We start from the raw sequence: 12,433 nt of genomic DNA on the forward strand, positions 1-12,433 counted from the left end.
GCGCGACCAGCCCCCACGCACCCGCACCCGCCACACAACGCATCGCCCCCACCCCCTTAGGCGTTAGGCCGACTCCCCTCCCGCGCAGCCCGCTCCATCTCCTGCAACCGAGAAAGCATCGGCATCGGATCCACCCCCACGGACCCCGGCAAGAACTCCGCGATCTTCTCGGCCGTCCAACCGCCGGAGGCAGACGCATACCCCGCCCGCAACTCCCGAGGCTGCGCCCACACCGCGATCTTCGGCCCCGCGACGGTATAGACCTGACCGGTGACCCCGAACTCCCGAGCCGCATCCGACAGCAGATAGACGACCATCGCCGCCACATCCTCCGGCGACCCGATCTCCGCCAACTCCATGGGCACGTTCGCCGACATCCGCGTACGAGCGACAGGTGCCACCGCATTCGCGGTCACCCCGTACTTGTTCAGGCCCAGCGCAGCGCTCCGCACCAGCGAGATGATCCCGCCCTTGGCCGCGCTGTAGTTGGCCTGCGAAACAGACCCTTGATGATTCCCACTGGTGAATCCGATCAACGTCCCGCTCCGCTGCTTCCGCATCACCGCGGAAGCCGCCCGGAAAACAGTGAACGTCCCCTTCAAATGCGTGGCGAGAACGGGATCCCACTCCTCCTCGGACATGTTGAAGAGCATCCGCTCCCGCAGAATCCCGGCAACGCACACCACTCCGTCGAGGCGCCCGTACGAAGACAGCGCGACGTCGACGACCCGCTGGCCGCCCGCCATCGTAGAAATGTCATCGGCGACGGCGACGGCGTCTCCCCCCGCCGCCTCTATCTCCTTGACGACGCCCTCGGCGATCTCGCTCGTCGGCGACGCGCCGTCCATCGAGACGCCGTAGTCGTTGACGACGACCCGTGCCCCCTCGGCCGCCGCGGCGAGCGCGACGGCCCGGCCGATGCCCCGGCCCGCGCCCGTGACGGCTACGACCTTGCCTGCCAAGAAGTTCCCCATGTCCGGCCCCTCCCGCAGTTTCTGACGGTCCGTTAGATTCGACTCAGATTCTACGACCCGTCAGATGCCTGAGGACAAGCCCCGGGGAGCCCCCGATGTCACTGCCGCCGTCACCACCGCCACCGCCGTCACTCGGTCCGGAGTTCCACGACATCGCCAAGCGCGTGAACAACTGGGGCCGTTGGGGACCGGACGACGAGATCGGCACGCTGAACCTGATCACCGACGAGGTGGTCCGCGAGGCGGCCGCCGAGATCCGGACCGGCCGCCGTATCCCGCTCGCCCTCCCCCTCCAGGCCGACGGCGTGCAGACGGGGATGATCCCGGGCCGGGTCAACCCGCTGCACGCGATGGTGCAGATCAACCAGGAGCTGTTCGGCCCGGGCACGGTGGCGTGCAGCGACGACGCGGTGACGATGGGGCTGCAGGCGGGCACGCACTGGGACGCGCTGACGCATGTCTCGCACTCGGGGAAGCTGTACAACGGCCGCCCGGCCGGCACCGTGACGCCGCACGGGGGCGCCGAGTTCAGCGGTATCGACAAGGCGCGGCACATCGTCTCGCGCGGGGTGCTGCTGGACGTGGCACGCGCGCGGGGCGTCGACCGTCTCGAAGGCGGTCACGCGGTGACCCCGGAGGATCTGGAGGCCGCCGAGCAACTCGCCGGCACCCAGGTGCGCGCGGGCGACATCGTGCTCGTACGGACCGGGCAGGTGCAGGTGTACCTGTCCGGCGACAAGCACGGTTACGGCTATCCCTCGCCCGGTCTGTCGGTCCGTACGCCGGAGTGGTTCCACGCGCGGGATGTCGCGGCGGTCGCCAACGACACCCTGACCTTCGAGATATTTCCGCCGGAGATCGAGGACTTGTGGCTGCCGGTGCACGCTCTCGACCTGGTCGAGATGGGGATGCTGCAGGGGCAGAACTGGAATCTCGAAGAGTTGTCCACAGCTTGTGGACAAGAGAACCGTTACGCGTTCTTCCTGTCGGCGATGCCCGAACCTTTCGTGGGCGCCACGGGAACCCCGGTGGCCCCGATCGCCATCCTCTAGGGCAGTCCGGTTTTGACGAGGGCCGGACTTACGGTCGGATGGCGGCGCGCTGCTGCCCGCCCCGAGCACGGCACCGCGCTGCCGCCATCCGACTCCGGCGCACCCGTCCCGGCCCCCGGCCCCGAGGGAACCCACGCCGAACACGACCCACACTCGCCGAGGGCTCCCGTCACCGAAGCCCTCGTCGTCCCCTCGCGGCGAATCGCTGCCCACAAGCGTGACCAAACGGTCACGTCGCGTCAACGCCCATCCGGGGATTTATTCCTTAAGCACCACTTTGCCGCAGGGCGCGCGTGGAAGCACGGCCCGGCGCATCTTCGCCGGGCACTTGCAGACAGCACCTACACGGCTTCGTACGCGAAGCCCTCGAACCCCCCGTACGCCGTGACACCGCCCCCGAACGCGGCTGCGGCGTCCCGGGGTTGGCTGCCCCGGTCCAGCTCGCACCAGATGCGCTTGCCGGTGCCCTCGGCGCTCCAGCCCCAGCGGTCGGCGAGGCCGTCCACCAGCGCCAGTCCGCGACCGCCGGTCTCGTCACCGTCCGCGCAACGCGGCACGGGAGCCGTACAGCTGGTGTCGGCGACCTCGAGACGGACCGTGGCCGACTCGTCCGCCTCGTCCGGCAGGGAGAGCCGCAGCACAGCCGGACAACCGGTGTGCACCACCGCGTTGGTGACCAGCTCGGAGACCAGCAGGATCAGCGTCTCCGCGAGCGGTTCGTCTGCTTCTATCCCGGACCCGGCGAGCCGGGAGCGCGCCCATCTCCTGGCCCGCCCCACCTCTGCGGGGTCGGGCCGGATCTCCAGCTGCACTTGAAGCACCTGCACCGCTCACACCATCCGAACCGGCGGACACATAGCCTCGCGCCTCACGAGGGCCACGATCGTAGCCATTTTCTGCATGGCCAGAACAACGACCGGAGCCAGGGTCACGGAACGTGAATCCCTTGCGAGACAGCATGATTGACGTTCCGTCACCCCAACAAGCGCTTCGGGCATATTCCAGCGCGAAGGAGTACGCGTGCGGGATACTGTGCGACGCTCGTTGCGGGGAGTCGAACAGGCAGGGGTGAAAGCCCGTTCTGCCATACGAACTGCGGAGCGCACCGCCCGACCCGGAGCCGCCTCACAGGCAACTCCGGCATGGCTCGTACCTTGAACCACTCGCATCCCACACAAGGTACCGGAGCCCCACGGCGACTCCGGGCCGTGACGAGTCACGCCTAGGACACAACCCGATATCAACGCTGCGTGATTCCGCTGTGCCACGATCCGCGACACCGTTGTCGGAGCCGCCCCGGTCGCCGCAGGCAGGCGCCCCACTACACCGCTCCGCCCACCAGATCGGCCGCGAGCAGCTCCTCACTCTCCGTACTCCCACCACCACGCTGGGCCCGCACCCACGCCCGCTTCAGATGCAGATGGACCTCGGACTCCCAGGTGAAGCCCATCCCGCCATGCACCTGCAGACAGTCCCGGGCCCCGCGCACGGCGGCCTCGTCGGCCAGCAGCCGGGCCGCGGCGATGTCCACCGGATCGGCGGTCACAGCCGCCGCGTACACGGCGGCCCGCGCCACCTCGACGCGCACCAGCAGCTGCGCGCACAGATGCTTGACGGCCTGAAACGCCCCGATCGGCTGCCCGAACTGCTCACGAGTCCGGGCGTGTTGCACCGCGAGCCCACACACCCGCCCGGCCGTACCGAGCTGCTCGGCAGCGGTGAGCAGCACGGCAACAGGGTCGCTACGCGCAGGTGCCGGCACCCGATGCAACGGCGTCAACGGATCCACCGACCGCAGCGCTACGGCCCCCTCGGCCCCCGGCAACACGACATCGGCCGCGTCCAGCCACTCCACGAGCCGCCCATCGGCAGCGGCGACCACGGTCTCCCCGGTGGCGGCCCCCGGAACCACCCCGGCAGCAAGATGCGTGGCGACCAACGGCCCGGGCACCAGCGCCGCCCCGACCTCCTCAAACACCAACACGGCTTCGGGCAGGCCGAGTCCGGCTCCGCCGTCGGCTTCGGGCAGTCGCAGGGAAAACACCCCAAGCTCTCCGAGAGCCCGCCAGAAACTCCGATTTAGGGGCGCGGGGAACTGCGCGCCCAGCCCCCACACACCCGCACCCGACGAACGACCAATCACATCCCGCACCGCAGCCCGCAACGCCCTTTGATCATCCGTAAGTTGAAAGCGCATGTCAGCGACCCTTCGGCAACCCGAGAATCCGCTCGGCCACGATGTTCTGCTGAATCTGCGAGGTCCCCGCAGCGATCGTGTACGACAGCGACGACAACCGATCGAGAACCCAAGGCCGTTCAAGATCAAGGGAGTCAGGACCAAGCACATCCGCCGCCACGTCATACAGCTCCTGACGGGCATGCGAGTACCGGAGTTTGAACACCGACCCGCCCACACCGGGAACGCCACCGGAGGCTTCCGCCTCACTCACGTTCCACTGGGTCAGCCGCCACAACGCCCGGAACTCCGCGTTCAACCGCCCCAGTTGCCGCCGCAGCACGGGATCGTCCCACCGCCCGTTCCGCCGCGCCTCGACGGCGAGTTCACCCAATACCCGCCGACAAGCGACGACCTCGCCCACAAAAGCCGTCCCGCGCTCGAAGGACAGCGTCACCATCGTCACGCGCCAGCCGTCGTTCTCGTCCCCCACCCGGTTGCCGACAGGCACCCGCACCTCGTCGAGGAACACCTCGGCGAACTCCGCGGACCCGGCGAGCGTGCGCAGCGGCCGTACGGTGATGCCCGCCGCGTCCATCGGCATGGCGAGCCAGCTGATCCCCCGATGCTTGGGCGCCGCAGGATCCGTCCGCACCAACAGCTCGCACCAGTCGGCGACTTCGGCGTGCGAGGTCCAGATCTTGGAACCGGTCACCACGTACTCGTCGCCGTCCCGCCACGCGCGCGTGCGCAACGACGCGAGGTCGGAACCGGCCTCGGGTTCGCTGAACCCCTGGCACCACACCTCGTCGCCGCGCAGCACGGGCGGCAGCCAGCGTTCCCGCTGCTCGGGCGTACCCTCGGCGGCTATGGTCGGGCCCGCGTGCAACAACCCCACGAAGTTGGCCCCCACGTAGGGCGCGCCCGCCTTCTCCGTCTCCTCCAGGAAGATGAGGCGGGTGGTCGGGGACGCGTCCCAGTGCACATCGGCGTACCCGGCGTCGTACAACATCCGCTGCCAGCCGAGGTCGTAGGAGCGCCTGCCCGGCCAGTCGTCCGGGGACGGCTTCGCGGGCAGGGTGGGGAGCACCTTGGCCAGCCACTCCCGCAATCGGACCCGGTACTCGTCCTCCTCGGCCGTGTAGGAGAGGTCCATTACCGGTCGAGGTCCAGGCCCAGCATGCGGATCGCGTTGCCCCGCATGAGCTTGTAGACGGTCTCGTCGTCGAGGCCCTTCACATGGTCGAGGGCGACTTCCTTGGTGTGCGGGAAGGTCGAGTCGACGTGCGGGTAGTCGGTCTCGAAGGTCGCGTTGTCCCGCCCCACCACGTCCAGCGAAGCGACCCCGTGCTTGTCGCGGAAGAAGCAGCAGAACATCTGGCGGTAGTAGTACGTGGACGGCGGGTCGGGGATGAGGTCCCGCACCCCGCCCCACGCGCGGTGCTCCTCCCAGACGTCGTCGGCGCGCTCCAGGGCGTACGGGATCCAGCCCATCTGCCCTTCGCTGTAGGCGAGTTTGAGGGTCGGGAACTTCACCAGGACCCCGCTGAAGAGGAAGTCCATCATCGAGGCCATGGCGTTGTTGAAGGAGAGCGAGGCCTGTACGGCGGGCGGTGCGTCCGGGGAGGCGGCGGGCATCTGGGAGCTGCTGCCGATGTGCATGTTGACGACCGTGCCGGTCTCCTGGCAGACCGCGAAGAACGGGTCCCAGTAGCCGGAGTGGATGGACGGCAGTCCGAGGTAGGTGGGGATCTCGGAGAACGTCACCGCGCGGACCCCGCGTGCCGCGTTGCGCTTGATCTCCTCGACCGCCAACTCGACGTCCCACAAAGGGATCAGGCAGAGCGGGATGAGCCGGCCGCCGCTGTCGCCGCACCACTCCTCGACCATCCAGTCGTTGTAGGCGCGCACGCAGGCGAGCGCGACCTCCTTGTCGTGCGCCTCGGCGAAGGTCTGGCCGCAGAAGCGCGGGAAGGTCGGGAAGCAGAGCGAGCCCTCGACGTGGTTGGCCGTCATGTCCTTGAGCCGCTCGACCGGGTCCCAGCAACCCCGCCGCATCTCCTCGCGGGTGATGCCCTCCAGGGTCATCTCGTCGCGGTCGAAGCCGACGGCGGCGATGTTGCGCTTGTACGGGAACTTGAGGTCCTCGTAGATCCACCAGTCGGTGGGCGGGCCGTCCGGGTCCATCGTGATCTGGTACTTGCCCGCCACGTAGGCGAGTTCGCCGATTCCGGCGGTGAGCGGCTGGGGGCCGCGCTCGCGGTACTTCGCCGGCAGCCAGGTCTCGAAGAGGTGCGCGGGTTCGATCACGTGGTCGTCGACGCTGATGATGCGGGGCAGTTCGGTGGTCATGGGTTCCCCTCCGCCGGACGGTACTTATCTGATGACCCGTCAGATAGCATGTCACCTGACGAGTCGTCAGCCAAGGAGGGGGCACCATGAACGAGACGCCGCACTCCCTGAGTTCCGCCCCCACGCTGTGGGAACTGGTCGTCCGCCGCGCCGAGTTGACTCCCGACCGGCCGGTCTTCCTCCAGGACGACCGCGCCCTGACCTTCGGCGGGTTGCGGGACCGCTCGGAGCGGGTGGCGGCGGGTCTGTACGGCATGGGTGTACGGCCCGGCACGGTCGTCGCCTGGCAGTTGCCCACCCGGATCGAGACCGCCCTGCTCTCCTTCGCGCTGGCCCGCCTGGGCGCCGTACAGACGCCGGTGATCCCCTTCTACCGCGACCGCGAAGTCGGCTTCGCGCTGCGGGAGTCGAAGGCGGAGTACTTCGCGGTGCCGGGCACCTGGCGCGGCTTCGACCACACGGAGATGGCACGACGGCTCGGCGCGCGAGGGATCTTCGAGGCGTACGACGACGCCCAACTCCCGGACGGAGAGCCGTCCTTGCTCCCCGCGCCGCCCGCCGACGGCACCTCGGTCCGCTGGATCTACTGGACCTCCGGCACCACCTCCGACCCCAAGGGCGTGCTGCACACGGACCGTTCACTGATCGCCGGCGGCTCCTGCCTCGCGCACGCGCTGCGGCTGACGGCGGAGGACGTGGGCTCGATGGCTTTCCCGTACGCGCACATCGCGGGGCCCGACTACACGGTGATGCTGCTGCTGTACGGCTTCCCCGCGGTGATGTTCGAGCAGTTCGCGCTGCCGGACGCGTTGGAGGGCTACCGCAAGCACGGGGTGACAGTGGCCGGCGGCTCAACTGCCTTCTACTCCATGTTCCTTGCCGAGCAGCGCAAACAGCCCGACCAGAAGGTGATTCCCTCGCTACGGCTGCTCGCCGGCGGCGGGGCGCCCAAGCCACCGGAGGTCTACCACTCCGTCGTACGGGAGATGGGGGTCCAACTCACCCATGGCTACGGCATGACCGAGGTGCCGATGATCACCATGGGCGACCCGGAGGACACCACCGAGAACCTGGCGACGACCGAGGGACGGCCGCCCGAGGGGATGGAGATACGGATCGCCGAGGGCGGGGAGGTGCGGCTGCGCGGGGAGGCCGTGTGCCAGGGGTACTTGGACCCGGCGCAGACGGCTGAGGCCTTCGACGCGGACGGGTTTCTGCGCACCGGGGACCTGGGGGTCGTGACCGACAGCGGGCATCTCATCCTCACCGGGCGGCTCAAGGACGTGATCATCCGCAAGGGCGAGAACATCTCCGCGAAGGAGATCGAGGATCTGCTCGCCGCGCATCCGGACGTCGGTGACGTGGCCGTCGTAGGACTGTTGGACGCGGAGCGCGGGGAGCGGGTGTGCGCGGTGATCGAACAGCCGCCGGGGGCCGGGGAGTTGACCTTGTCCGTCGTGACGGACTATCTGCGCGCGGAAGGGCTGTCCGTGCACAAGCTGCCGGAGCAGCTGGAGATCGTGGACGCCCTTCCGCGCAACGAGACGCTGCGCAAGGTGCTCAAGTACAAGCTGCGGGAGCGCTATTCGGATCCCGGGACGGATCCCCGACCTACTCAGGCACGGTGAAGTAGCGGGCGAAGGCGGAGACGATCTCCGACTCGCCGACCTTGCCGTCGCTGTCCGTGTCGAGGGCGTCGGCGGCCATGGCGGCGATGTCGTCGGGCACCCCGAGGGCCTTGAGGACGCGCACGGTGTCCTCGATGGTGGCCGAGCCGTCACCGTCCGGGTCCGCGACGTCGAGGGCCGCGTGCAGGAAGGGGCGGCCGATCTCGGCGAAGCGCTCCGGGTTGTCGCGCAGCCGCTTGACCGCGCCACCGACGAACTCCTCGCGGCTGACCCGCTGGTCGCCGTCCCGGTCCGCGATGCCCGCCATGCCCTGCCAGAACGCCTCCGCGCCGATGTACAGGGCCTGTCCCTTGTCGGAGCGGGCCGCCGTGCCGAACTCCGCGAGCAGCGCCTTGGCCGCCGAGTTGAAGTCCTCGCGGTCGATGAAGCCGTTGCCGTCCTGGTCGAAGGTGGCGAACCGGGCGGCGATCCGTCGCTCGTACTCGGTGCTGACCATGTCTTTCGGGCCGCCTTACTCATGTGGGGGTGCGCTTGGCTGGAGCGTACGACGCCGGGGCGGGTCCGGGAGCCGAAAACGTCGCTTGTACCAAGACCGGGGAAATTCCGAAACAACGGCGTCACCCCGGAAACCGACGCGTCACGCCGAGAGGGGGTCCGCCTCCTCTTCGGGGTCCTCTTCTGTGGCCGTCATCACATCGGGGTAGACGTCGAACAGGCGGCGCACTCCGAGGGCGCCGAGGACCCGGTTGACGTGCGAGCCGTCGACAGCCCCCTGGGCCGGCAGGATCAGCCGCAGGTGCCCCTGGCAGGAGCGGATCAGGCGGCGGGCGGCGATCAGCACGCCGACACCGCTGGAGTCGCAGAACAGCACCTCGGAGAGGTCCACGACCAGGCTGTGCCGGCCGTCCGCCACCACGTCGTGCACCCGCTGGCGCAGCACCGGCGAGGTCACCAGGTCCAGTTCGCCGGACACGAGGAGCACGGACCAGCCGCCGCGCTCGCCGTCGTTCACTTTGAAGGCCACCATCGCGCCTTTCGCTAGCCGGAACTCCCGGAAACCGTCCGGAAACGGAAGCCGTACCTACGCTTCCTTGCAGCGCGGCTGCCCAGCGGCCGTTCCCTGAAACACGGGGACAGAAACGGAAACCGGTCCGAAGAGGCTTGTTTTAGTCGCCTTCGATCCTGTTCGATCAGTTGTGGACCGGGTAGGCACACGTCCGCTACCACCTGCGCCCCCTCGGGGGCGTGCAATTGCACGAAGGGGCGTGCGCTGTCCGAGGTGCCGACTACATTCGAAGAGACGGTGGGCGCAGGCTTGACCCGGGCACGGACACGGTGAGGGGGCCGCATGGCGACGAAGGACGCACCGCCCCGATGGGACCGCAAGATGCAGCAGCGGCTGGCCCGCGGCGAGGCGGCGGCCCTCGGTGAGCTCTACGACCGCTTCGCCTCCCTCGTGCACGCCCTCGCCCACCGCGTCCTCGGCGACGAGCGCGCCGCCGACGGCATCACCCGCGAGGTCTTCGCCCACGTGTGGGAACACCCCGACGCCTACGACCCCAAGCAGGGCCCGCTGCGCTCCTGGGTGGCCGCGCTGACCGCCCGCCTCGCCGTGCAGCGGCTGCGCGCCACCGAGACCGCCGCGCTCGCCCAGGGCGGCCAGGGCTCCACCGAGGAACTGGAGCGCAAGGTCCGCCGCGCCTCCGTCGCCGCCCGCGCCGACTACATCGTCACGTCCATGCCCGCCCCGCTGCGGGCCGCCCTGGAGCTGGCCTACTTCCAGCGCCGGGACTACCGCCAGACCGCCGTCGACCTCGGCGTCACCGAGGACGAGGCCCGCCGCCGGCTGCGCCTGGGCCTCCAGCTCCTGTCCACCGCCCACGACACCGGCGCACCGCCGGAACCAGCGGGACCAGGGGGTGCGGTGTGAGCGACGCGAACGACGAGCACGAGGCGTACGAAGGGCCCGCCGTGCCGCCGCGCATTCCCATGCCCCGGGCCTCCGTCGAGGACGGCGGGCAGCCGTTGCCCGAGCTCGACGAGACCGCGTCCCGGCCCGCGCCGCTGGTCCTGGAGCACCCGGTGCTGAAGGCACTGCTCGGCGCGTGGGCGCTGGCCGCGTGCTCGGCGGCGGAGACCGCGGCCGTGGAGGAACACCTCGGCGAGTGCGGCGCCTGCGCGGACGAGGCGCTGCGGCTGCGCGGAGCGGTCGGCCTCCTCCACCCCGTCGAACCCCTCGACCTCGACCCCGGCCTGCGCACCCGCGTCCTCACCGGCTCCTTCGACCGCCGCCCGCCGCGCATCCCGGTACCCGAGTGGGCGACGCCGTACGACGCCGAGACCGCGCGCCTGGACGCCCTGCTCCAGGACATAGGCGACGCCGAGTGGCACGCGCCCGTGCGGCTGCGGTGGTTCGACGGCCAGGCCCCGACGAGCCGTCGTACGACCGTCGCCGGGGTCATCGCGCATCTGCTGACCGTCGACGGCCTGGTCGCGACGGCGCTGGGCCTCGACGACCCGCTGACCGGCGAGACCGCCGGCAAGGCCACGAACCCCGCCGCACGCACCGAGGCGTACTGGCGCGCCTCGTACTTCCCGCCCACCCGCTCCATCCGCGCACCCTGGCGCGAACAGAGCCACACCATCGTCCGCACGGTGTCCTTCACCGGCACCACCACCGGCAAACGGGCCGTCTCCTACGGCGACTTCGAGCTGCCGCTGCACGACGCGATGCTCGACCGGGCCTTCGAGTGCTGGGTCCACGCGGAGGACATCGCGGACGCGGTCGACTATCCCTACGAGCCCCCGTCACCGCGCAGCCTGAACCGGATGATCGACCTCGCGGCCCGCATGCTGCCCGCGGTACTGGCCGAGCGGCGGCGCCACGGGTTGGCTGCGCCGGCCGAGGGGCGGCACCTGGTCCCGGCCGGGGATCCCGGGCGCAGCCTGCGGCTGGAGATCGAGGGGCACGGCGGGGGTGAGTGGCTGATCCCGCTCGACTCACCCGGGGCGGTGGGGTCGGCCGAGCGGGAGGTGGCCCATATCGCCCTGGACGGGGTGGAGTTCTGCCATCTGGCGGCCGGTCATGTGTCGCCGGAGGATGCGGCGGCTGGGCAGTTGGGGGATCGGGGGGCGATCAGGGATGTGCTGTTCGCGACGGCGTCGTTGAGCCGGATGTAGTCGGGCGGGTGCGGGTGAGTGGGGGCTGGCCGCGCAGTTCCCCGCGCCCCTAAAAGACGAAACTCAGCCCGAGTTAAGAAGGGGCGCGGGGCTGTGTCGATTTGCGGCTCCGCCGCGTGGGCGCGACCAGCCACGAACTACCCGCAGCCGCCCTCGAAACCGAACCCCCCGAGCTCCTAGGCGAACACAACCGTCCGGCGCCCGTTGAGCAGAATCCGCCGCTCCGCATGCCACTTCACGGCCCGCGCCAGCGCCTGGCACTCCACATCCCGGCCGATCGCGACCAGCTGGTCCGGAGTGACGTCATGCCCCACCCGCTCGACCTCCTGCTCGATGATCGGGCCCTCGTCGAGGTCGGCGGTCACGTAATGTGCCGTCGCGCCGATGAGCTTGACGCCCCGCGCGTGTGCCTGGTGATACGGCTTCGCGCCCTTGAAGCTCGGCAGGAAGGAGTGGTGGATGTTGATGATCCGGCCGCTGAGCGCCTTGCAGAGGTCGTCGGAGAGGACCTGCATGTAGCGGGCGAGGACGACGAGTTCGACGTTCTCCTCGCGGACCAGGTCGAGGACCCGTGCCTCGGCCTCGGCCTTGTTGTCCTTCGTGACCGGGATGTGGTGGAAGGGGATGTGGTACGACTCCACCAGCTCGGCGAAGTCGGTGTGATTGGACACCACGGCCGCGATCTCGACGGGGAGCGCACCGATCCGTGCGCGGAACAGCAGGTCGTTCAGGCAGTGGCCGAACTTGCTGACCATGAGGACGATGCGCATCTTCTCGTCGGCCCGGTTGATCTGCCAGTCCATGCCGAAGGCGTCACCGATCGCCGCGAAGCTCGCGCGCAGCTTGTCCACGGTCACCGGAGGCTCCGCCGAGAAGTGGACGCGCATGAAGAACAGTCCCGTGTCGTGGTCGCCGAACTGCTGGCTGTCCTCGATGTTGCAGCCGGTCATGAAGAGGTAGCTCGACACGGCGTGCACGATGCCCTGCTTGTCGGGGCAGGACAGGGTCAGGACGTACTGGTCGGCGGGCGCCGCGGCTCGGGTGGACTGCGCGTTCATGCAGGACAGGGTC

At 69.6% G+C, this 12,433-nt stretch carries 12 protein-coding genes; 4 read left to right on the plus strand and 8 right to left on the minus strand.

The window, feature by feature from the left end:
- Positions 1-56: 56 nt before the first annotated feature.
- Positions 57-974, minus strand: a complete 918-nt coding sequence (locus tag JHN45_RS31110; RefSeq protein WP_201051967.1) for an SDR family oxidoreductase — start codon at positions 972-974, stop codon at positions 57-59.
- Positions 975-1,069: 95 nt separating this feature from the next.
- Here JHN45_RS31110 and JHN45_RS31115 point away from each other — a divergent pair, with 95 nt between their 5' ends.
- The gene (locus JHN45_RS31115; RefSeq protein WP_201051969.1) at positions 1,070-2,026 is read left to right on the plus strand and encodes a cyclase family protein; all 957 of its coding nucleotides are present in this window, start codon (positions 1,070-1,072) and stop codon (positions 2,024-2,026) included.
- A 341-nt stretch (positions 2,027-2,367) separates the two neighbouring features.
- Here JHN45_RS31115 and JHN45_RS31120 read toward each other — a convergent pair whose 3' ends face one another.
- From JHN45_RS31120 to JHN45_RS31135, 4 genes are all read right to left on the minus strand, one after another.
- Positions 2,368-2,838: an ATP-binding protein gene (locus tag JHN45_RS31120; protein WP_019075564.1), complete on the minus strand. Its 471-nt coding sequence runs from the start codon at positions 2,836-2,838 to the stop codon at positions 2,368-2,370.
- 509 nt (positions 2,839-3,347) lie between these two features.
- Positions 3,348-4,223: an acyl-CoA dehydrogenase family protein gene (locus tag JHN45_RS31125; RefSeq protein WP_201051971.1), complete on the minus strand. Its 876-nt coding sequence runs from the start codon at positions 4,221-4,223 to the stop codon at positions 3,348-3,350.
- Between the two features lies 1 nt (position 4,224).
- Positions 4,225-5,358, minus strand: a complete 1,134-nt coding sequence (locus tag JHN45_RS31130) for an acyl-CoA dehydrogenase family protein (protein WP_201051978.1) — start codon at positions 5,356-5,358, stop codon at positions 4,225-4,227.
- Positions 5,358-6,554 (minus strand): amidohydrolase family protein, encoded by a 1,197-nt coding sequence (locus tag JHN45_RS31135; protein WP_200715005.1) that lies wholly within the window; start codon positions 6,552-6,554, stop codon positions 5,358-5,360. The genes JHN45_RS31130 and JHN45_RS31135 overlap by 1 nt, the downstream gene beginning before the upstream one ends.
- A gap of 86 nt (positions 6,555-6,640) precedes the next feature.
- Here JHN45_RS31135 and JHN45_RS31140 point away from each other — a divergent pair, with 86 nt between their 5' ends.
- Complete coding sequence (locus JHN45_RS31140; protein WP_201051983.1) at positions 6,641-8,182, plus strand: class I adenylate-forming enzyme family protein; 1,542 nt, start codon at positions 6,641-6,643, stop codon at positions 8,180-8,182.
- Here the strand turns inward: JHN45_RS31140 and JHN45_RS31145 are convergent.
- Together JHN45_RS31145 and JHN45_RS31150 are read right to left on the minus strand one after the other, a co-directional pair.
- Complete coding sequence (locus JHN45_RS31145) at positions 8,166-8,678, minus strand: EF-hand domain-containing protein (RefSeq protein WP_200715007.1); 513 nt, start codon at positions 8,676-8,678, stop codon at positions 8,166-8,168. The two genes, JHN45_RS31140 and JHN45_RS31145, sit on opposite strands and share 17 nt — an antisense overlap.
- Before the next feature lie 141 nt (positions 8,679-8,819).
- Positions 8,820-9,209: an STAS domain-containing protein gene (locus tag JHN45_RS31150; RefSeq protein ID WP_200715008.1), complete on the minus strand. Its 390-nt coding sequence runs from the start codon at positions 9,207-9,209 to the stop codon at positions 8,820-8,822.
- A gap of 321 nt (positions 9,210-9,530) precedes the next feature.
- Between JHN45_RS31150 and JHN45_RS31155 the strand changes: the two genes are divergently transcribed.
- Positions 9,531-10,112 carry a sigma-70 family RNA polymerase sigma factor gene (locus JHN45_RS31155; RefSeq protein WP_019075572.1) on the plus strand — a complete coding sequence of 194 codons (582 nt, stop codon included), beginning with the start codon at positions 9,531-9,533 and terminating at the stop codon, positions 10,110-10,112.
- 59 nt (positions 10,113-10,171) lie between these two features.
- Complete coding sequence (locus tag JHN45_RS31160) at positions 10,172-11,362, plus strand: maleylpyruvate isomerase N-terminal domain-containing protein (protein WP_236584312.1); 1,191 nt, start codon at positions 10,172-10,174, stop codon at positions 11,360-11,362.
- 176 nt (positions 11,363-11,538) lie between these two features.
- Here the strand turns inward: JHN45_RS31160 and purU are convergent, their stop codons facing one another.
- Positions 11,539-12,420, minus strand: a complete 882-nt coding sequence (gene purU / locus JHN45_RS31165) for a formyltetrahydrofolate deformylase (protein ID WP_200715010.1) — start codon at positions 12,418-12,420, stop codon at positions 11,539-11,541.
- Positions 12,421-12,433 lie beyond the last annotated feature (13 nt).

The organism is Streptomyces sp. MBT53, assembly GCF_016654115.1.
Lineage (GTDB): Bacteria > Actinomycetota > Actinomycetes > Streptomycetales > Streptomycetaceae > Streptomyces.